We start from the raw sequence: 20,603 nt of genomic DNA, 5'->3' as shown, positions 1-20,603 counted from the left end.
CCCGGCCGCGGGCGGGTGAACCGGCGTACGGGGAGCGGGAGTTGACCTTCGCCGCGCGCACATCGGTGCTGGCCTGCGGTGGCACAGACTCGCATCGTACCTGCGGGATCGGTGCAGGTCGTAGAGGGCGGTACGGGGCGGGAGCGGGCGAGGGCGCGTGGCGCGGCGGCGCGAAGAATGCGGTGACCCTGGGTGAGGGAGAGGCAGCGCCGAGCGGCGATAAGAGGTGGTTTCGTGCAGAACGAAGCCCCCGATCACGGGGGAACAACCGGGGGCTTCGCATCTGCGGGCGGTCCGTAGAACCGCACATTGAGAACGTAAGTCCTGTACGCCCCCCAGGTCAAGCCGAGTTGGGGCACTCGGCGGGACCCTGTCGGCGCCTTTCGGTCCGTCGGCCGCCGTCCACTACGGAGCGTGAGATCTGGGGCCGGTCAGGGCGTCGCGGACGGTCCCATCAGCACCTCGTACCCCACCTGCTTCTGGTGCACCAGGAAGTCGGCATACGGACGCGAAGGATCCGCCGCGAAGTGCGCGCGCTCCGCCGGAATCCAGCCACTCCAGAACGCGGCGAGCCCCGGTCCGTCCCGGAGCCGTCCCCTTTCCCAGGAGTGCTCGCGCGCCAGTTCCATCCACACCAGGGACGCCAGATGCGGGCGCAGCGCCCGCCGGCCCGCTCCCACGCCCTCGACCAGCACCAGTGGCGCGGGCGCCAGCTCACGCACCTCGGTGAACTCCCCGCGCACCCAGTCGTAGACGCCGTAGCGCGCCGTCTCGCCCCGGGAGAGCGGCTGGAGGATCTGGTGGGCGAACCGCTCGCTCCAGGCGAACAGCTCTTCGTGGGTGGCGAGATCATCGGTGTGCACCACCGGCGCACCACCCAGCGCATCGGCCAGCCGACCGGCGAACGTACTCTTGCCCGATCCCGCGTGCCCGTCGACCGCGATCAGCCGCACCGGCCCGCAGGACGGCGGCACGGCGCGCAGCCGGGCGGCGAGCAAAGCCAGATCACGATCCATTGCGCCAGCGTACGCGCGGGGCCCCGGCCCCTTCGCACGCCAGTGGTCCACACCAATATTCATCGGGCGACGCGCGTCGCAGCGCCTTCCGAAGCGGGCCGGAAACGGCAATAGTTGAGCCACTGCTGATCCGCCCGTGCCCGCCCGCGGCCCCGGCCCGACCTCCCGCACCCATGCGTACGCATCCGACTGGGGGACCTCCACCATGACCAGCTCCGCGCCCCGGCGCACCGTCCTGGCCGCCGCGCTCGCCGCCGCCGCGGGTGTCGCCGCCCCCTCGGCGCAGGCCGCCGACGCCTCGCGCAGCACCGCAGCGGGTACCGCCGCCCCGGCCCGCACCCCGGGCTCCCCTGCCCGCCGACCGAAGAGCCTCGTGGACTATCACGCCTGGACCACCACAGCCGACTGGGCCAGGGGCCGAGCCAGGGGCACCGCCCCCGCGCCCGGCGCCCGGCCCGGCATCCGCCTGGCGCACCCGACCGGCACCTTCGACTACCGGGACCCGCACACCGGCAGGTCCGCCACCTGGGAGTACGCCACCTGGACGTCGCCGGCCCACCGCCTGGCGGTCCCGGCCACCGAGGTCGTCGCCTCCTGGAACGCACACACCCCGCCCGGCACATGGATCGCCGTCGAACTGCGCGGCACCTACACCGACGGCGGCCGCACCCCGTGGTACGTCATGGGCCGCTGGGCCGCCGGCGACGGCGAGGCCGACATCCGGCGCACCTCCGTCGACGGCCAGAAGGACGGCAAGAGCAGCATCTCGACCGACACCTTCGCCATCGACACCCCGGCGAGCGGCCTCCGTCTGACCTCCTACGAGCTCCGCGTCACCCTCTACCGCAGGCCCGGTGGCGGCGTCACCCCCACCGTCTGGCGGCTGGGCGCCATGGGATCGGACCTCCCCGACCGCTTCGAGGTGCCGGCGTCCACGCCCCGCCTCGTCGGCCGCGAGCTGACCGTCCCGCGCTACTCGCAGGAGATCCACAAGGGCCAGTACCCGGAGTACGACAACGGGGGCGAGGCCTGGTGCAGCCCCACCTCCTCCCAGATGATCATCGAATACTGGGGCCGCAAGCCCACCCGGCAGCAGCTGTCCTGGGTCAACCCCGACTACGCCGACCCCCAGGTCTGCCATGCCGCCCGCTACACCTTCGACTACCAGTACGAGGGCTGCGGCAACTGGCCCTTCAACGCCGCCTACGCCGCCACCTACCGGGACCTGCAGAGCCTCGTCACCCGCCTCTCCTCCCTCACGGACGCCGAACGCCTCATCCACGCAGGCATCCCGGTCATCACGTCCCAGTCCTTCCTGAAGACCGAACTCGACGGCGCGGGCTACGGCACCGCCGGCCACCTGATGACCCTCGTCGGCTTCACCAAGGACGGCGACGTCATCGCCAACGACCCGGCCTCGCCGAACGACGCCGCGGTCCGGCGCGTCTACAGGCGGCGTCAGTTCGAGAACATCTGGCTGCGGACGAAGCGCCACGACGCAAACGGCCAGGTCAAGAGCGGTTCGGGAGGGGTCTGTTACCTCTACTTCCCGGCTAAGCCAGCACCAACTCAGCACCGAGTTCTCGAGGAGCTGGGAATCCGCTGAGCATGTGCACCCCGAAGGTGGCCTCGATGACCTGACGGCAGCGGTCACTGCCGTCGAGGGTGAGGTGGCCGTACGGTCCACTGATCTTGATAGAGCTGTGGCCCATCCAGCGTGCCACTCGCCCTCTTTCCGGTGCTGCGGCGGAGCGCCGCCATGGCGTCATGTCGGGCAGGCGCACGAGGTCAGCTACGGCACCCCTGCCTCCCCACGGTTGCCGCCCCCAGCCCGTACACCGCACGCCTTCGGGCCCGATGTGCCGGTTTCAGCGCTCCTGCCTGGCGAAGTCCGTTAGCCTGGGGAGGGCGTCACGGCGATGGTGCGGACGGAGAATCCCAGCACCAACGAGAGCAAGGTCGAAGAAGTCGGCCTTGGTCCCGGTGGCTGGGAGTCGCTGGGTGAGGGGCTGGACCCGCCCTGAAATTCACCGTGCTGGAACTCGGCGTGGGTGAGGGCAAGACACCCGTGGTGACCGGAGACTCCGCTCGCCCGTGGCTGGCCCGGGTGACCGTGGGCCGGCCCGGGCAGCGGGGAGGCACGGGTTGCAGCGGCGCCCTCGTCGACCGGACCTGGGTGCTCACGGCGGCGAGCTGCTTCTCCGACGACCCGGCCAAGCCGGTGTCGGCGGGCGCGCCGCCGCGTGAAGCGACGGCCACTTTCGCGGGCAAGGGGCCGGTGAGGCGAGGTCGTCTTCCTCGATAACAAGTCCGTCCATTGCCGTCCGTACGGGGCGTCACGCCAAGAAGGCAGCGGTCGATGCATTCAACGGAAACGGAATGGAAGTCGATGGAAAATGCAATGCCGCATGAGGGTGCCCCTGAGGCTGTTGAGGGTTTCCGTCGGTGTGTCCACGAGGTGCTCCGCATCGCAGACTCCTCGTGCGGCGTCGAGGAGCTGGAACCCGAACTGGAGCGCGCGCTCCGGATTCTGCTGGAAAATTTTGACCTGAGGGACCGATTCGAGGCGGAAATCGTGTCCTTGTTGGACTCTCCGGCAGAGGGAGTTGTCGAACTGGTCTCGTTCGTGATGCACGAACTCCGGTGGCCTCCGGTCAAAGCAGAGATCGAGCGACGGCTCGCGCACCCGACGGGAGATGTCAGTAGCCGTCGGCACTACGAAGCCATGCTCGACGCTTTCCATGACTCCTGGCGGGACAGGGATCTGTACAGGCGTCATGCGTGATCGCGGCTTCGCGACATGGCCGTTGAGCTGGTCATGGGCAGCGGGGCCGTGCTGGTGCTGTCCTGGGCGATGGATGGCGTCAATGAAGGCTTGGCGATTGAATTCAGGAGTCCGGGAGAGGTGGACGTCAACTTGCCGGGGGATGCGGTCGACGTGAGCGCTCATGTCGATTGGGAGAGATTCCTTGGGGTGTCAATCGCGAGCGTCAGCCCCGCCTGGCATGTTCCGAACGAGGGATGTCCAGAAATGCCTTGGGCGTACCGCTTTGAATTCTCTGATGAGTCAAGCCTGGTGATTGCGCTGGGCGAGGCCGAAGGGGGCGGGTTCACGTACATGCCTGATGCCATAGTCGTGATCTTCGATAAGAATCTTGCGGTCACCTACAGGATTCCAGCGAGTAGCACTTTTTCGTATGGATGGGTCGAGCCGGTACACGAAGACTCGATAGTACGGAAGGGGTGGTGAATGTGTACGACCTGCAGTTCCCGGACTATCTTGCGGGATACGAATCCGAAACGGCAGCGAAGGGCTACCTGGTGGGTGTGCGGGTCGTCGCCCCCGCGGCCACCTACGAACTGACCGTCTATGACGTCGCACGCCTGGGGGAAGAGGTTTCCGGCGAAGTGGAGTCGGACGGGTCTTTCGCTGTGGCGAATCTGTTGGTCGTTCCCCGCGTGACTCGTGTTGATATCGCTCGGGCAGTGGAACGACTGTTCCGAAGCGACTTCGCGGGACTCATGCCCCGGGCTGAGACGTAGCTCCGCCCACACCGCTGCGCGACCAGGGCGGCAGGCTTCGCACCACACGACAGAAGCCCCACCGGGCGGTACTGGTGGGGCTTCTGTCTTTCGGCGGAGCACCTTGGTGGATCGGCCGGAGGACGGCCGTGTACCCGGTGCACACAAGTTCGCCTAACCTGGGTGGGTCGGGTGGCCCCTGGCAAGCGGCCGTACCCGGAAGTCCCCTGGACGCAGGAACGCTCTGCGTCGTGCCGGGGGGATCAGTGCCGCTTCGACATGCATGCAGGGACGGACCAGCAGATGCAGGTGAGGTATCAGACCGGCCTCGTGCCCTTTGCAAGCTCGCCGGGGCGGGAATCGCGACATCGGGTGACGGGAGAAGCAACCCACGGTGAGGGCCCGGCTTGGCGGGCGAGATGTCGTGGATAGGGTCGCGCTCACAGCCGCCGGTCTCTACGCCATCGTCCTGCTGCGCGCCGGAGGGACCTTCGCCGTTGGCCGGCTGGCCGGGGCCGGTGCCAGGCGCGGCAGGCTCGCGGAGCGGATCTCCACGGCCAGGTTCCGGCGCGCCGAACGGGCGATCCAGCGGTGGGGTGCACCGGTGGTGGCCGTCTCCTTCCTGACCGTCGGGTTCCAGACCGCTGCCAACTTCCTCGCGGGGAGTATGCGTATGCCCCTGTCGCGCTACCTCCCGGCACTGTTCGTGGGCGGAGCGGGCTGGGCGCTGGTCTACGCGACGGCCGGGGTCGGCGCGCTCGAACTGCTGGCAAGGCTGTCTGCGGGGCAGACGGCGATCGGTGTGGCCGCGGTCGCCGCCTTTCTCCTCGGGGTGTGCGGTGTGATGGTGTACCGGCGCAGAAAAGCGGCTGCGGCCCCTCGCGATGCCGCATCAGACGAATCCTGAGACCCACCGACGCGGCCCCGGGTACTCGCCGATTGGCAATCCACTGAGACGCGGCAACGAGGTCCGGGACGTTGTCGACCCAGCCGAGGGTTCCGAAGCCGACCGTGCGCAGCAGGCAGGCGCTAACTGGCCAACATCTTCATGGGGGCACTGTTCCCTCGCATTCCGCTCACACGAAATTCACAGTTGAGTGTGCTAGTGGGAGGTCGCTGAGCCTCATTCCGATTGGCCGGCGGCGGAACCGGATTCCGGCCAGGCTCTACGCAAGTCGGTCTGATGTACGTATGCAGCACTTAAGGTGGCAACCGCTCGAAGAGGGGGACTCGGGCGATCTCTCGCTCATCTTCCGAAACGCGATGGTTCGTCCTCAGGGTGACAAGTCCTCTCACCTGCCATGGGTTGATATGGGGGAGTGCGTGCCCGAGAAGGACCGTGTGAAAGAGACACGTACTCGCAACTGGCCTGCGCGCAGCTGCTGCTGAGGCGGCGAAGCGGAGTCGCCGGGCACCTGGCAGCGTTCAAGGCGAAAGCCACGGCGACCAAGCGGGCCGTGGGCAAGGCGAAGCCCGCCCGGCAGATGGGCAACCGGGCGCCGCAGCCCCGTCAAGGGGCGGCCGGCTGCGGCGGTGCGCCCAGCCCGGCTCAGTTGCCGTCGCCGATCGCGCCGGAATCGGATTCTTCCCCGGCAAACCACTGCACTTCGGCCTCGGCTCCCCTTCCTCCGCTTTCGGTACGGCGGAGACGGGACGCCCTGTGCGGTGCTGTTGCCCTGCACATGCCTCACTGCGAATTTCCGGAGAAGGGAAAACTGTTGAAGGTAAGAAGACCTGGCCGTCAGACCCGCATTGCGGTTGCGGGCCTGACGGCCACCGCGATAGTGATCGGGATCCTACCGACCGCCACAGCCGCTGTTGCCGACACCGAACCGCAACGAACGCACACGTCATCCGCCGGGCACACCTCGCTTCCCACCGGCGTCACGGACCCGGACAAGAAACTCGGCAAGGAGTGGAGGACATCGCCGGACCGGGCCGTCACCGCAGCCGCTGACGCGAACGGTCTGACGGTTCTCGTCGCCGACAGTGCGCGGAAGTACGCCTGGAAGACCGCCGCCGTACTCGCCGAGCCCGGCATACCCGCCGACTCGTGGATCGGCAACCAGTGCGCCATGGACGCCGATCACGTGGCAGTCGTGTACGCACCCCGCTCTTTCACCAACAAACCAGACCTGATGCAGGGCGGTGCCTTCACCGCTGTCGTCAACGTCAAGACCGGCACGGTGACGAAGCTGCCGTTCACCGGGACCCTCGCGTACTTCGATCCCACCTGCAACACCGTCACGCATACTGCTGCCTTCACCCAGTACCGCGACATGAACGACATGTCGAAGGTGAAGACGCGGATCATCACGGTGGACACGGTCGGCAAGACCGTCATGAAGACAGGTGAGCTGCGCGGGCAGGTGTCCTCGGCGGCTCCGGTGAAGGACGGAGCCGTCGCCGGTCTCGGCCGTGATCTCGTCCATGTCGGTGCCAACGGGGCGATCCGCCGGCTGGCCAAGGGCGACAGCATCCCCTTCGACATCCACCCCATGGCGGATGACCGGATCGGCTTCGTGGACCGTAAGAGTGTGTCGACGGCGCAGGCGAAGGTGTACGGCGGACACGGCAGGCCGCGTACGGTCGCCACCGGCCCCCTTGGTGAACTCGACCTCATGCCCGGTGCGCAGGGGCGGGTCTTCCTCACTGGCCGTCCCAAGGACGTCAAGGTGCAGGGAAGCGGTGTCACCAGGATCGATGCGCCGGCCGGCACCGAGGTCTCCTCCCACGGCCGCCTGGCGGTCGACCCCGTCCTCACCCCTGGCGTCCGCGCCGGACTGACCCGCATCAAAGCGGCCGGCAAGGGGTTCGACAAGGCAGCCGAGCCCGAGGCGGGGGTGCGTAACCGCTCCGGGCGGGCCCCTGGCGCGACGGGCGAGGACACCCCGCTCACCGTCACCTCGACCGCCACGGCGACGCGGCAGGAGATCGAGCAGAGGGTTGTCCCGACGCGGTCGCGCATCGGCAGCGGTCGCTCTCCTGCCCTTACCGGCGGCAGCCGGCCGCGCCTGCTGGCTCAGCCTTCCGAAGGCGTCTCCCACGATCCTCGTGACACCGACCGCTGGTGTTCCGTCTCGCGCAACGACATGAGTGTTCAGGCGTTGCAGCCGACGCCGAACCAGGTGGAGTGGGCCGTGGACATGGCCGTGCGCGGCGAACTGCGCAGCAAATGGATCCGCCAGGGCGGCTACCGCGATCAGGCCGGGCTGGGCTCGATCGACCCCCAGGGGTTATTCCCCCTCCCGAAGCTGAACGGAGGGGGCCGGATCCCCGCCAACGTCCTCCTCGGCATCCTGGCGCAGGAGTCCAATCTGTGGCAGGCCGAATCGGGCGCGATCCCTGGTCAGATGGGCAATCCGCTGGCCGCCGTGGACGGCTACTACGGCCACAGCGCGAAGGACACCCTCCTCGGTTACTGGCGCATCAACTGGAATAAGTCCGACTGCGGTTACGGCGTCGGGCAGGTCACCGACGGCATGCGCCTGAAGGGGCACGAGAAGGACCACGAAACGAGCCTCGACCCGAAGCTTCAGAAGGTGATCGCGGTCGACTACGCCAGCAATGTGGCTGCCTCCATGAAGATCCTCGCCGACAAGTGGAACGAGGTGCACACCGAGGGGCAGAAGATCACGGTGAACAATGACGACCCCGCCCGGGTGGAGAACTGGTTCACCGCTGCGTGGAACTACAACCTCGGTTTCAACACGAAGTCGGACGCTCCGAAGAACGGCGGCCGCTGGGGCCTGGGCTGGTACAACAACCCCGCCAACCCCATGTACAAAGCGGGCGCTTGGGAGCACCCGTTCATGAATGTCGACCTCGACCCGGGCAACATCCGTGACGCGGCGCATCCGCAGGACTGGCCGTATGAGGAGAAGGTGATGGGCTGGGCTGCCTGGTCCATCGACACCGGCTTCTCCTACGGCACCGACGGCCGTCAGGACAGGGAGGGCGAGGGCGGGTTCTCCTCGGCCGGTTTTCAACCCGCCTGGTGGCTCACCAAAGAGGCCCGCGCCCTTGTCAGCCCGCCGCTGGACACCTTCTGCAACAAGAAGAACGGCTGTGACCCGGTCAACCCGGTCGACTGCCCGGACGAGGCCTGCTACCGGCAGTTCTGGTGGAACCAGGAGAACGCGACGTGGAAGCCTGACTGCAAGGATTCGTGCGGAAACGAGACCATCAAGTACGTCACCTTGCGTGCCGAGCCGGGCCGCGGCTATCGGCTGGAGCACGGCGAGCCGGTGTGCGGTACCGGCCCGCAGGGGGCGGACGTCGTCACCTCCATCCCCAACGGAACCGAAACCTGGTCGAATTGCGGGAAGGCATCCTCGACAGGCACGTTCCAGTTCACCTTCTTCCCCGACTGGGACAAGCACTACGAGGCGAAGGCCGACCTGTATTCGATCGGCGGTGGCCACGGCGGCCATTTCTGGTACACCCACACCCGTAACGAGGACCACCTCGGCGGGGAAGGCAACCGGATGACGATCGAAGGCCAGTGGAAGGCAGGGAAAACATACGATCTCGCTGCCGTCTACGCGTACATCCCTGACACCGGAGCACAAGCCAAGCAGGCAAAATACCTGATCAGCGGTGCTGCCGGTGGCCCGTACGAGCGGGTCGTGAACCAGGACGCCAACAACGGCAAGTGGGTGTCGCTGGGCGCCTACAAGTTCACGTCCACGCCGGTGGTGACGTTGACGAACTACACGAAGACGGGCACTGCCGACCATGACATCGCCTGGAACTCCGTGGCGTTCAAATCGATCAACGGCAAGTTCGTCCACCGGACCATGACAGCCGCGTCGATCTTTGACCCGAACCAGAACCTCGACTCCAACATGCCGGAGGAGCTGTACACGCCGCTGCGGACCCAGAAAACGCTCTACAACTGGGCCATGGGGCTGGCATATGAAGGCCCCCGCTGGGACAACCCCGGAGCGGATATGCGCGGCTTCACCCATGAGGCCCGCTGTCCCACGGCCAAGGCGGTGGGCGAGTGCACCGGCCAGAAGACCTGGGACGCAGCCGAGCAGTGGCGCAAGGACATCAAAACCGGCGGAGACAAACCGAACGCGAACGGATCCGCACCCGCTATGTCAGTTCCCGTGTGGATGGGCATGTCCAACCAGCGCCCCGATCCCGCGCAGCCGGCCAGTGTGGCGCTGAAGGGCGACAACAGCTACAAGATCAAGAGCGATATCGACGTGTCGTTCGTCGCCGACGGAAGCGGGAAGATCATTCCCGGCAGTGAAGGGGCGAGCTACCGGGTCCGGGTCGGCAATGCCCACCTCCCGTACTTCGTGACCAACATCATGAAGGCGATTGAAGCCGACTACGGTATTGCCAAGCCGGACATCGACTACACCACTCAGGATGCCCTCGAATACGGGAACGTCCACACCGCCCACCCGTACGCCGACGGCGACACACCCGGGCAGGCGTACTTCCCCCACTTCAGGGGCGCACGCCTGAACTCGGACAACACCTGCGTGGATTTCCGTGCCGTTGGCGGCGGTGTTCACGGATACCGCGCGATGATCGCCCACAAGAACATCAACGACAATGTGAAAGCGTGGGTGGACGAGATCAAGGCGAACAACGAAACCAACTACGCTGTCCGGAACTTCGCCGGAGACATCTATTCGATGTTCTTCAAGAACAGCGGTGACAACAATGTGTTCGGCAGCATGATCGGCAACGCGCCTCCCATCTGGCAGGATGTCGCCGCCGCGTTCTGCGCGGACGGGAGCGTCAAGCCGACGCACCAGCAGGTGAACAAAGACGCTGTTCCGCCCAACGGCATCGTGTTCCAGAGCTACATGCCCGACCTGTACCTCTACATCGACGACAAGATGACCGACAACCTCGGCCGTCCTTCGAAGGGGAGGATCAGCGGTGGCGACTGGACGAACTTCTCCAACCTGCCGTTCACCGCTCCCAACGGCAACGCCTTCGGTCCATGCGATGCCTTCCACCGGGGAAGCGGCGGCAACCCGTGGAACGTCTCACCGCCCGTGCCGATCGTCGGAGACGGCCCTGGCAACCGGCCGTCCAATGTCATCCACTGTGACGAACCGGCGACTGAGTTCACGGACCCCCTCACCAACTAGGGTGTGAGGTCCGCGTCTCGGGGCTGCCCGCATGCGTCGGAGCGGCCCCGAGGCGTGCGGCCTTTCGCCCCGGGTGCAATGACGGCGTGCGTAGGCGGCGCAGGAGAGAGTAGGGATTGTCATGGGCTCAGGAGTCGATTTCCTCGTCGTCCTTTTCCTCGTCGTGTACCTCGGACCCGCTGTATGGCTCTGCCGCAAGGTGGCACGTAACTCGTCACAGGTCGTCGGCTGGCTCATGGCTGCCGGAATCCTGGGCATCCCCGTCGCCCTGGTCTTCGCCGGGCTCTTCGTTCACTGACCTTCGACTACCCGTCGGACCGACGTCTTCTTCGCGCCGAGCAGGGCGCTGACGGGGTACGGCTTGCCGAGCGGACGGACCGTAGTCCCACTGAGTGCTCCACGTGGCGCTGGCGAGGTCGGCCCAGCGCCGCGACACCGAGCAGGCGTGCCACCTCGGCCCTGCCAGCCATTTCGGGACGCTTCGCTCAGCCACAGGTGTGGGTCAGACTCCGGTCTCCTTCCGGGCCCGTAGGGGACACCGGCGCGTCATGCGGCCGACACCGGCGACGCCGGCCTGCCTTTTTCTTTCTGGATCAGCTCAACGACCTGCGCAGTAAGGGGACATGGACCTACTAAAGTTGCGTCCATGTCATCACACATGCGTACGGCACGCGGCGAACCTGCTCCGCCGCAGGACGGGAAGAGAGCGTCCGACATCCGTCTGGCGCTGGCGGAGACCCTGCCGGTCGGCGTGGGGATGTTCTCCTTAGGGATCACCTTTGGGCTGCTGGTCGTGCAGTCGGGGCTCGCCTGGTGGTGGACGCCCTTGTTCAGCGGGTTGATTTACGCCGGCTCGCTGGAGTTCCTGCTGGTCGGCATGCTGATGGCCGCGAGTCCGCTGGTCTCGATCGCCTTGACCACGCTGCTGGTCAATTTCCGGCATGTCTTCTACAGCCTGTCGTTCCCGCTGCACCGTGTCCGGGGCAAAGTCGCCAAGACCTACGCGGTGTTCGCCCTGATCGACGAGGCCTACGCGCTCACGGCGACGCGGCCGGCCGACTCCTTCAGCAGCCTGCGGATCATCGCGACACAGGTGTCGCTGCAGTCCTACTGGGTCGGGGGCGGGCTGGTCGGGGCGCTGACCGGTCGGGCTCTGCCCACGATCGACGGCCTGGACTTCACGTTGACCTCGTTGTTCACCGTGCTGGCGATCGAGGCGTGCCGCTCGGGGCGGGACCTGCCCGCTCCGCTTCTGGCCGCGGGATGCGGCCTCTTCGCCCAGCTGGTGGCCCCCGGCCAGATGCTCGTGGTGGCGATGACTCTCTACGTTCTCGCGCTGCTCGTGCGCTACCGCTTCACCCGGCCCCAGGAGCACACCAATGCCTAGCACCGGATACATCGTCTCGGCGCTGGCGATCGTCGCGGCCATCACCTTCGCCCTGCGGGCCGTCCCCTTCGCCTTCCTCGGGCGGCTGCGCTCGTCACACGTGACCGCCTTCCTGTCCCAGCACATGCCGGCCGGAATCATGGTGATCCTGGTCATCTACCTGCTGCGCGGTGTCGACGTCACCACCAGCCCCTACGGACTGACCGAAGCAACGGGCATCGCCGTGACGGCCGGACTGTACCTGTGGCGGCGCAATGTGCTGCTGAGCATCTTCGCGGGCACCGGGGCGTATGTGCTGCTCCTGCACTTCCTCCCGACAGCACAGGGCTGACGGACCCGTTGCGCCAACTCCCGGGCGCCGGGTGTCGGGTCCGGGTCCGCGGGCCCTCCCGTCCGTCGGGAGTCATCGGAAGCCATCGGGACTCACCGGGACTCACCGGGACTCACCGGGAGTCAGCCGAGGAGGATCTGGCCGAGCAGGTAGAGGTTGAGGCCGGACAGGACGAAAGCCAGGACCGCTCCGATCCCGGTGGTGAGCGGCCTGTTGACGTAATCCCCCATCAGCTCGCGGCTCCGTGTGAACATCACCAGGGGGACGAGGGCGAACGGGATGCCGAAGGAGAGCACCACCTGGGAGATGACGAGCACGGAGTCCGGTGAGAATCCGGCAGCCAGGGCGACCAGGGCCGGCGCCATGGTGACAGCGCGGCGCAGCAGCAACGGAATCCGGCGGCGGAGGAATCCCTGCATGACGACCTGCCCGGCGTAGGTGCCCACGCCGGAGGAGGAGAGCCCGGAGGCGAGCAGGGCCACCGCGAAGGCCAGCGCGGCCATACCGCTGACGGTCTGGCCGAGGGAGTGGTGAGCTGCCTGCAGGCTCCCGCTGTAGTCACCGCCGCGCCGGTGGAACAGGGCGACGGCGACACAGAACATCGCCAGGTTGATCAGTCCCGCCAGACCGAGGCCGGAGACACAGTCGATCCGCAGGCTGCGCAGTGCGACCCGCTTGGCGCGGGGGGTGCGCGGCGAGGGCCGCTGTGCGGTGATGGCGGAGTGCAGATAGATGACGTGCGGCATGACCGTGGCGCCGATGATGCCGACCGCCAGGGTGAGGGATTCGGTGCCCGCGAAACGGGGCACCATGCCCGCCGCAATGCCCTCCGGCGACTGGCCGCCCAGCGCGAACAGCTGGTAGAGGAAGCCGAAACCGATCAGCGAGAGCAGGAAGGTGATGGCGACCTCGAAGGGACGGTAGCCGCGGCGCTGGAGGGCGAGCACCGCAAAGCTGATCACCGCGGTGGCGACGCCCGCGGGGAAGAGCCGCACCCCGAAAAGCAGGTTGAGGCCGATGGCGGCGCCGACGAATTCCGCCAGGTCCGTGGCGATGACGACCAGTTCGGCCTGTACCCACAGGATCCGCGACACCGGGCGCGGCAGGCTGCGGCGGCACAGGGTCGACAGGTCCGTCCCGGTCGCCAGGCCGATCTTCGAGGAGAGGTACTGGATGAACATGGCGACGGCATTCGCGACCACCAGAACCCACACCAGCAGATAGCCGAATCTGGCGCCCGCCTGGAAATTCGTCGCGAAGTTACCGGGGTCGACGTACGCCACCGCGGCGACGAACGCGGGCCCGTAGAAGGCACGACGGGTTCGCTTCACCTCGCTGTGGGCGCGCTGCTCCACCGAGGCCGTGGTCATCTCGGCTGTGGTCATCTGGGCTGTCCCCTCACGGTGTGTGCTCGGTCCGTACGACTCAAGCTCCTGCGGGCACTGCGAGACCGCCCCGTGGCATCCCCTGAAGGCACGGCGGCGCCGCCCCGGACCAGGCCTGCCGTGCGCCTGGCACCGGGGCGGCGCCGCGTGGCGGGGTACTACCGCCGGGGAGAGTCCGGAACCGCGTCCGCTTCCGCGTCCGGATCCGGGCCGACGGGCGGGGTGCCGTAGGTGAAGTAGGTCTCCTGCGGCAGGTTGGTGCCGCCGATCGCCGTCCCCGTGTCGATCTGATCCATCGTCCAGGTACGGGTCTCGAAGTCCGGTTCGAGGATCAGGATCCCCGGGTCGCCGAACAGCTCGATCCGGTTGCCGCCGGGCTCGAAGACGTACAGGAAGGAGCTCTGGGTGATGCCGTGCCGGTCCGGGCCCGCCTCGATGGTGATGTCGTAGTCGCGGAACATCTCGGCCGCGTCGATGGTGTGCTGCTGCACTCCGTAGTAGAAGGCGACGTGGTGCAGCCGGCCGCGGGCTCCCCGCGCGTCCCGCATGACGGCGACATCATGGCTGAGGAGGCTGCTGCTCATCCACACACCGGTCTCGACATCGCCGTCGACCACCCGCTCATTGGTCCGCAGACCGAGGTGGCGCTCGAAGGACTGCTTGACCGGTGTGACGTCGCTGGCCAGCAGGTTGAGGTGGTCGATCCGCTTGATTGGCAGGCCCTGCAGCGGCTTCTTCGACGGACGGCTGAGGATCTTGCTCCGCAGCTCCGGCGGGGACTTGTACTTCTCGGCCTCCCACAGCAGGCTCATGTGGTGGCCGTCGGGCGTGAGGAACTCGTAGGTCTTGCCGTAACCGAACTCGTCCTCGGTCCACTTGCCGTCCTGGTTCCCGTCCCGCATCGACCGGACGCGGCGCTCCAGCGCCTCCGGCGACGAGGTCCGCAGCGCGGCGTGGTCCATCCGGGGCTCCGGGCCCTCGGTGATCTTCAGGCTCCACTGGTACGGGTCCTCATAGCCCCGCAGGTAGACGGACTGCCCCTCGCGTCTCGTCTCGTACATGCCCAGCAGGTCCTTGAAGAACCAGAGCGTCCCGTCCGGGTCCGGTGTGTGTAATTCCACCCGCGCCAAGTGGGCGATCTCGTGGCGGTACATCTCTTCGCTCATGCTTCGGTGCCTTTCTCGGACAGCGGGAGCGGAACTTTTCAGCTGACGGGGCCGCCGGGGCGGCGGACTCAGCCGGCGTCCTTCTTCCGGGCGTTGCGTTCCTCGGTCGTGACGTCGCCGGCTGCCCAGTGCGCCGGATCGACCTCCCGGATGACCACCCGGATGTTCGCCAGCGGGGCACCCACAGCGCGGTGCGCGGCATGTGTCAGTTCATGGATCAGTGCGCGGACCTGCTCCGGTGACCGGCCGGAGCCCAGGGTCACGTCGATGAACGGCATACTCAGCCTCCTGCGACGGTGATGGTGCCGAGAGTGGAGAAGTGCGCGGCGACGCTCGCGCCCGGCTGGACGTGGACCGCGTCGGTCATGCCGCCGGTGAGGACGATCGCGCCGGCTTCGATGGCCAGTCCCCGCTCGCCGAGGGTGTTGGCGGCGAGGGCAAGCGCCTCCGCCGGGTGTCCCTGCACCGCCGCGCCGGTGGCGGAGTCGACCACCTGGCCGTCGACCTCCAGCAGGCACGCTTCGTGTGCGAGGTCCATGCCCTCGGGGGAGCGCCCGAGGGGACCGAGCACGAACAGCCCGGAGGAGCTGTTGTCCGCCACCGCGTCCGCCAGGGTGAACTTGAAGTCCTGGTAACGGCTGTCGATGATCTCGATGCCGCCGTAGACGCGGTCCACGGCACCGAGGGCGACCGCCGCGGTGATGCCGGGGCCCGCCAGCCGCTCCCGCATCACGAAGACGATCTCCGGTTCGGCCCGCGGGTGGATCAGCCGCTGGCGGGGCAGGGGGACGCCGGCCGGCAGCACCATGGCGTCGGTCAGCCATGCCAGCGACGGTGCGTCGATCCCCATCCTGATCTGCTTGGCGCGCGAGGTGAGGCCGAGCTTGACGCCGATCAGCGTCTCGCCTCGCTGCAGCCGCTGCTGCAGCGCCTCGCGCTGCACCGTATACGCGCCCGGCAGGTCAAGATCCGGCCAGTGCGCGGTGATCGGCCCGCGAGCGGTGACCGAGCGCTCGGCGTCGAGCAGGACCTCGGCCGCGCGCCGGGCGTCGCCGGAGCGGATTTCCAGTGGCTCGGCCATGAAAGAGGCCGCCTCCTTCGGTACGGACGGTAGGGCGGACAGCGGGTGGGACGGGGCGGCTCAGCGTGCGCGCACGGCGGTCACGGTGCCCACGCCGGCGATGCTCGCGGTCACGGTGTCGCCGGGCTCGAAGGCGACGGCCGGGGTGAGGCAGGGGACGAGCACCACATGACCGGCGTCGAGGGCGAACTCCTCCTGGCGCACGGCATTCGCCACCCACACCAGGGCGTTGACGGGCGAGCCGAGCGCCATGCCGCCGGCGCCGGTGGCGGCCACCTCTCCGTTGCGGTGCAGCACACAGCCGGACAAGCGCAGGTCTACGTCCGAGAGGGCTGCCGGGGTGCCGCCCAGCACGACGCTCCGGCAGCCGGCGTTGTCGGCGACCAGGTCGAGGACGGAGGCCGGCCCGTCCTCGTACCTGGAGTCGGTGATCTCCAGGGCGGGCAGCACACAGTCCACCGCGCGGAGGGCGTCGGTCACGGTGACCCGGGGACCGCCGAGCGGCCCACCCAGCACGAAGGCCAGCGCCGGCTCGATGCGGGGGCGGAGGAATTCCCCGCCGTCCAGGGGCTCGTGGCCGGGAGGAAACATGCTGTCGGTGAGATGGCCCAGAACCGGTTCCGATGTGTCCCTATCGCGTTGTGCGGGCACGGACACCAGGCCGGCTTTGAATCCGCGCAGCGGGTCCTGGTCCAAAACCCGCTGCCGCAGCTGCGCCCACTGGATTTCGTAAGCATCGGACCGGGAGGAAAGGGAAACGTTGCGCACCGCTGAGGGAACTGCCTTCCCGCTCCGGTGGGCGCCGTACAGCTCAGCGGCGATGTCCTGCAAGGCATCTGATGTCATGGGGACTCTTTCCAAGGAGGCGATCGTCATTCCCGGGTGTCAGCGAATGCGCAGGACCACGGCACGAGGTTCGGTGAAGAATTCACGCGAATGCGGCCCGCCTTCTCTGCCGACCCCGCTGATGCCTTCGCCACCGAAGGGCATGCGGAGATCACGCTCGAAATAACAGTTCACCCATACCGTCCCGGCTTTCCAGTGGGCCGCCATCCGGTGAGCGCGGTCGAGGTTGGTGGTGAACAGAATCCCGGCCAGTCCGTACGGGCTGGAGTTGGCCAGTCGCAGTGCTTCTTGTTCGGTGTCGAACGGAATGACCGTCTCCACCGGGCCGAAAATCTCTTCCTGCGCCGTCCGGGTGTCATTGGTCAGGCCGGTGATGACTGTGGGCGCGTAGTAGAAGCCACGGGACAGTTCGCCGGTCGTCACGGGCGATCCGCCGGTGAGGACCGTGCCGCCTTCTTTTTGTGCCAGGTCGACATAGCCCTGAACCTTGTCCAGATGCCGTTGCTCGATCAGCGGGCCCATGAATGTCTCGTGACACTTGGGGTCCCCGACGACGATTTTGGCTGCCTCTTCGGTGAAGCGTTCCAGGAAGGCCGGCAGAATCCCGCGCTGTACGAACAGCCGTGACCCGGAGAAGCAGACCTGGCCGTTGCCGCCGAAGATCGCCTTGATCGACTCGGGTACCGCCACGTCCAGATCGGCGTCGTCGAAGACGATGTTCGCCGACTTGCCGCCCAGTTCGGCGGAGACGGGGGTCAGGTGGGGTGCCGCGGCGGCCATGATCCGGGCTCCGGTGGCGCTGGAGCCCGTGAAGGTGATGCGGTCCACGCGCGGATCGCTGGTCAGCGGGCCGGCCACCTCATCGGCACCGAAGCCGTGCACGATATTGAGCACGCCCTCCGGCAGCCCCGCGGCAGCGGCGAGTTGACCGAACCGGGCCGCCGTCAGCGGGGTCTGCGGGGCGGGCTTGAGCACCACGGTGTTGCCGAAGGCGAGGGCGGGCGCGGCCTTCCACGTGGCGAGCATGAGCGGTGCGTTCCATGGACTGATCGCCGAGACGACGCCCGCCGGCGGCCGCAGGGAGTAGCCGAGTACCGGGCCGTTGGGATAGGCCTCGTCGGTCGCCATCGCCGCGTAATCGGCGAAGAACCGCAAATTCTGGGCGACCCGGGGCATCTCCCCGTGCAGCGCCTGCCGGATGATCTTTCCGCTGTCCACGGTCTCCAGCATCGCCAGCTCTTCACGATGCGCGTCCACGGCGTCGGCCACATCGTGGAGGATCTTGCGGCGTTCCGTGGGGGTCATTCTGGGCCACGGGCCCTCGTCGAATGCCTTCCGTGCCGCCGCAACCGCACGCTCACCATCCACTGCGGACCCTCTGGCCACAGTGCCTATCACCGAATTGTCGTGCGGATCTCTGGTCTCAAACGTCTTTCCGTCTGCGGATGCGACGGACTGACCGCCGATCAGGTGGCAGATGTCCCGAATCTCTGTCACCGCTCCCGCCCCGGCACCTAATGACACTGGAGATTGCCCTCCTCAGCGCAGCGAAAAACATCACGCTCCGACCGCCGCGTTGACAGGAAGCAGCGCGGCGGTGGGCGTAAGTGATGAGTTAGTTGCTTGTCATGGTCGCTTGTCACGGTTGCTCGTCGAGCCGGATTCACTCACGGCTTCGACAGATAGGCCCCCCACCCCGCAACCTCATGAAGGATTTTCAGAAAACGCCTTCTTGCAAGTGCCGCTACATCCTCCACGGCGCGAACCGGGAGAGTCAAGATCCTCTTCGGTAACCGGTCGACTACCCTTAGTGCTCCGCGGGTCTCCGGTAGTAATTGAGTGAGGGAGTTCCGCTTCCATAATCGGCCATAGAGCTGGCTCAAACCGGGTCCCGCGGAAAAAATCTTGTTGACTGCCCCCTTGTCCACAGGTAACTTCATGGGCACTGGTATCGACGGGGGTTGATGCTGCTCGATTGCAGCCACCCAGTTTCCCGTGCATGCTTCCATCGCATGCAGTAACCCCTCGAATCTGTTCGGCCGGAGCGGTCGTGGATTGCCTTGCCGTCCGCCTCGGCGCAGAAATTATCTTCCCTATTACCGGTCAGATCACGCTGTCCACGCAGGCTGTCGGACTGTGCTCTAAAGCTTTAGGGGGACATGTCAATCATGGGCTCGAGTGCCATGAGCCGTAGCGTCGAGATAGGCGTAGTCGGGGGCGGGGCATCCGCGGTCTGCCTGCTCGACGCGCTCGCTCAGACCCACACACCACCGGGCGGCATCACGGTCTTCGAGCCGTCCCCACATTTATGGCGCGGCCGGCCGTACCAGCCGGATCTGGAGACGGTCCGGGTGAACATCGCACCCGACGGAATGTCCGTACGCTTCGGCGACAGCGGCCACTTCCCGCGATGGCTCGCCGACCGGGATGCCACCACCGGCTCCGGTACGGACTTCGTGGACCCGCTGAACCGGATGCGTTTCGTACCTCGCGCGCTGTACGGCCACTATCTGGAGGATGCGGCACAGGCGGCGCTGGCGCAGCTGCGCGAGCGCGGGTGGCGCATCGACATCGTCCGGGAGGCGGTGTCGGCCGCGACCCCCGACGACGGGCAAGTGGCCCTGCGCACGCGGAGCGGCCGGCAGGCCGTCGTCGACTACACCGTGTTATGCGTGGGTCGCGGGCAGCCCGGCGACCCGTACGCGCTGACCGGCACCGAAGGCTTCATCGCCGACCCCTACCCGCTGTCGCGCTCCCTCACGGACATCGGCCCCGACGACACCGTCGGCGTGATCGGCAGCGGTCTGACCGGCATCGACGTGGTCCTCTCGCTCGCCGGCGGCGGCCACCGCGGCCGGATCCTGCTGCTCTCGCGCAGCGGGGTGCTTCCCCTGGTACGCCAGAGTCCGCTTCCGTACACCCTCCAGCACTTCACGGCCGAGAGGTTCCGTGGCGCGGCGGCACGCGGCGAGATGCTGACGGTCGATGAGCTGGTCGGCGTGATGCGTACGGAGTTCAGCGCGGCCGGCGAGGACTTCGACCCGGTGGCCGAGGAGATAGCGGCGCTCACCGAAGAGGACCCGGTGCGGCGCCTGCGCCGGCACCTGGCCGAAGTGCACTCCCCGCGCCGCGGGTTGCGCATCCTCCAGCATGCCGTGCCGGCCACCGGGCCGGATATCTGGCCGCTGCTGCCCGAGCACGAGAAGACCGAGCTGCTGCGCACGCACTACCGCTCGGTGATGAGCCTGTGCTGCCCCATGCCGCCGACCGCGGCGGCCAGGGTCCTGGACCTGATCGATGCCGGGCAGCTGGAGATCGTCTCCGGTATCCGGCACATCGAGCCGTCGGGCGGCGGAGCCTTCGCCCTGCACACCGACGAGGAGCAGCCGGCCTACCGCGCCGACCGCCTGGTCAACGCGGTGAGCCCGTCCTCCGGCAGCCTGCCGCTCAAGGCCGAGAACCTGATCGCTTCGCTGACCGCGGCCGGCCTCGCCCAGCGGCATCCGCGCGGCGGGGTGACGGTGGACCGGCCCACCAGCCGGCTCGTGGTGGACGGCACGGCCGACCCCCGGCTGTACGCCCTCGGCGATCTCGCCTCGGGCAGCCTCTTCTTCACCTTCGGTCTTCCCTCGATCGTCGACCGCGCCTACGACATCGCCGACGCGATCCACGCGGACGTCAGGGGAAGAACGTCCTCCCTGTGCGGGGCCGACGTACTGCAGAACACCTGATCACTCGCCTGGAGGAACG

The 20,603-nt window shown here is 67.4% G+C and carries 18 protein-coding genes; 11 read left to right on the top strand and 7 right to left on the bottom strand.

Going from position 1 to position 20,603, the window contains the following annotated elements:
- Window positions 1-431: 431 nt before the first annotated feature.
- Window positions 432-1,016: a hypothetical protein gene (locus tag ABZ851_RS32525; RefSeq protein ID WP_361135303.1), complete on the bottom strand. Its 585-nt coding sequence runs from the start codon at window positions 1,014-1,016 to the stop codon at window positions 432-434.
- Window positions 1,017-1,221: 205 nt separating this feature from the next.
- Here ABZ851_RS32525 and ABZ851_RS32520 point away from each other — a divergent pair, with 205 nt between their 5' ends.
- The 10 genes from ABZ851_RS32520 to ABZ851_RS32475 all read left to right on the top strand — a co-directional run bounded on the left by ABZ851_RS32520 (window position 1,222) and on the right by ABZ851_RS32475 (window position 12,375).
- Window positions 1,222-2,622, top strand: coding sequence for a C39 family peptidase (locus tag ABZ851_RS32520; RefSeq protein ID WP_361135300.1), 1,401 nt, complete (start codon window positions 1,222-1,224; stop codon window positions 2,620-2,622).
- A 426-nt stretch (window positions 2,623-3,048) separates the two neighbouring features.
- Window positions 3,049-3,321 (top strand): trypsin-like serine protease, encoded by a 273-nt coding sequence (locus tag ABZ851_RS32515; RefSeq protein ID WP_361135297.1) that lies wholly within the window; start codon window positions 3,049-3,051, stop codon window positions 3,319-3,321.
- Window positions 3,322-3,405: 84 nt separating this feature from the next.
- Complete coding sequence (locus ABZ851_RS32510; RefSeq protein WP_361135294.1) at window positions 3,406-3,801, top strand: hypothetical protein; 396 nt, start codon at window positions 3,406-3,408, stop codon at window positions 3,799-3,801.
- 15 nt (window positions 3,802-3,816) lie between these two features.
- Window positions 3,817-4,266: a hypothetical protein gene (locus tag ABZ851_RS32505; protein WP_361135291.1), complete on the top strand. Its 450-nt coding sequence runs from the start codon at window positions 3,817-3,819 to the stop codon at window positions 4,264-4,266.
- 2 nt (window positions 4,267-4,268) lie between these two features.
- Window positions 4,269-4,559, top strand: coding sequence for a hypothetical protein (locus ABZ851_RS32500; protein WP_361135288.1), 291 nt, complete (start codon window positions 4,269-4,271; stop codon window positions 4,557-4,559).
- A 403-nt stretch (window positions 4,560-4,962) separates the two neighbouring features.
- On the top strand, window positions 4,963-5,445 hold the full coding sequence (locus tag ABZ851_RS32495) for a VTT domain-containing protein (RefSeq protein WP_361135285.1): 483 nt from the start codon (window positions 4,963-4,965) through the stop codon (window positions 5,443-5,445).
- A gap of 877 nt (window positions 5,446-6,322) precedes the next feature.
- A complete protein-coding gene (locus ABZ851_RS32490; RefSeq protein WP_361135282.1) occupies window positions 6,323-10,657 on the top strand; it encodes a hypothetical protein in 4,335 nt (1,444 codons plus the stop codon).
- Window positions 10,658-10,778: 121 nt separating this feature from the next.
- On the top strand, window positions 10,779-10,955 hold the full coding sequence (locus ABZ851_RS32485; protein ID WP_361135279.1) for a hypothetical protein: 177 nt from the start codon (window positions 10,779-10,781) through the stop codon (window positions 10,953-10,955).
- A gap of 348 nt (window positions 10,956-11,303) precedes the next feature.
- A complete protein-coding gene (locus ABZ851_RS32480; RefSeq protein WP_361135276.1) occupies window positions 11,304-12,044 on the top strand; it encodes an AzlC family ABC transporter permease in 741 nt (246 codons plus the stop codon).
- A complete protein-coding gene (locus tag ABZ851_RS32475) occupies window positions 12,037-12,375 on the top strand; it encodes an AzlD domain-containing protein (RefSeq protein ID WP_361135273.1) in 339 nt (112 codons plus the stop codon). Before ABZ851_RS32480 ends, ABZ851_RS32475 begins: the two co-directional genes overlap by 8 nt.
- 122 nt (window positions 12,376-12,497) lie before the next feature.
- Here ABZ851_RS32475 and ABZ851_RS32470 read toward each other — a convergent pair whose 3' ends face one another.
- The 6 genes from ABZ851_RS32470 to ABZ851_RS32445 form a co-directional block, all read right to left on the bottom strand.
- Window positions 12,498-13,760 (bottom strand): Nramp family divalent metal transporter, encoded by a 1,263-nt coding sequence (locus tag ABZ851_RS32470; protein WP_336051597.1) that lies wholly within the window; start codon window positions 13,758-13,760, stop codon window positions 12,498-12,500.
- Between the two features lie 158 nt (window positions 13,761-13,918).
- On the bottom strand, window positions 13,919-14,926 hold the full coding sequence (locus ABZ851_RS32465; RefSeq protein ID WP_361135269.1) for a VOC family protein: 1,008 nt from the start codon (window positions 14,924-14,926) through the stop codon (window positions 13,919-13,921).
- A 68-nt stretch (window positions 14,927-14,994) separates the two neighbouring features.
- Window positions 14,995-15,204 (bottom strand): 2-hydroxymuconate tautomerase, encoded by a 210-nt coding sequence (locus ABZ851_RS32460; protein WP_336051595.1) that lies wholly within the window; start codon window positions 15,202-15,204, stop codon window positions 14,995-14,997.
- Window positions 15,205-15,206: 2 nt separating this feature from the next.
- Window positions 15,207-16,007 carry a fumarylacetoacetate hydrolase family protein gene (locus tag ABZ851_RS32455; RefSeq protein ID WP_361135265.1) on the bottom strand — a complete coding sequence of 267 codons (801 nt, stop codon included), beginning with the start codon at window positions 16,005-16,007 and terminating at the stop codon, window positions 15,207-15,209.
- 60 nt (window positions 16,008-16,067) lie between these two features.
- Complete coding sequence (locus ABZ851_RS32450; RefSeq protein WP_361135262.1) at window positions 16,068-16,853, bottom strand: fumarylacetoacetate hydrolase family protein; 786 nt, start codon at window positions 16,851-16,853, stop codon at window positions 16,068-16,070.
- Window positions 16,854-16,892: 39 nt separating this feature from the next.
- A complete protein-coding gene (locus ABZ851_RS32445) occupies window positions 16,893-18,350 on the bottom strand; it encodes an aldehyde dehydrogenase (protein WP_361135259.1) in 1,458 nt (485 codons plus the stop codon).
- Window positions 18,351-19,036: 686 nt separating this feature from the next.
- Here ABZ851_RS32445 and ABZ851_RS32440 point away from each other — a divergent pair.
- Window positions 19,037-20,584, top strand: coding sequence for an FAD/NAD(P)-binding protein (locus tag ABZ851_RS32440; protein WP_361135256.1), 1,548 nt, complete (start codon window positions 19,037-19,039; stop codon window positions 20,582-20,584).
- Window positions 20,585-20,603 lie beyond the last annotated feature (19 nt).

Origin of the sequence: Streptomyces sp. NPDC047049 (genome assembly GCF_040643995.1) — a bacterium.
Lineage (GTDB): Bacteria > Actinomycetota > Actinomycetes > Streptomycetales > Streptomycetaceae > Streptomyces > Streptomyces mooreae.
The sequence above is the reverse complement of the archived record's forward strand: the minus strand, read 5'-3'. Positions and strand labels throughout refer to the sequence as shown.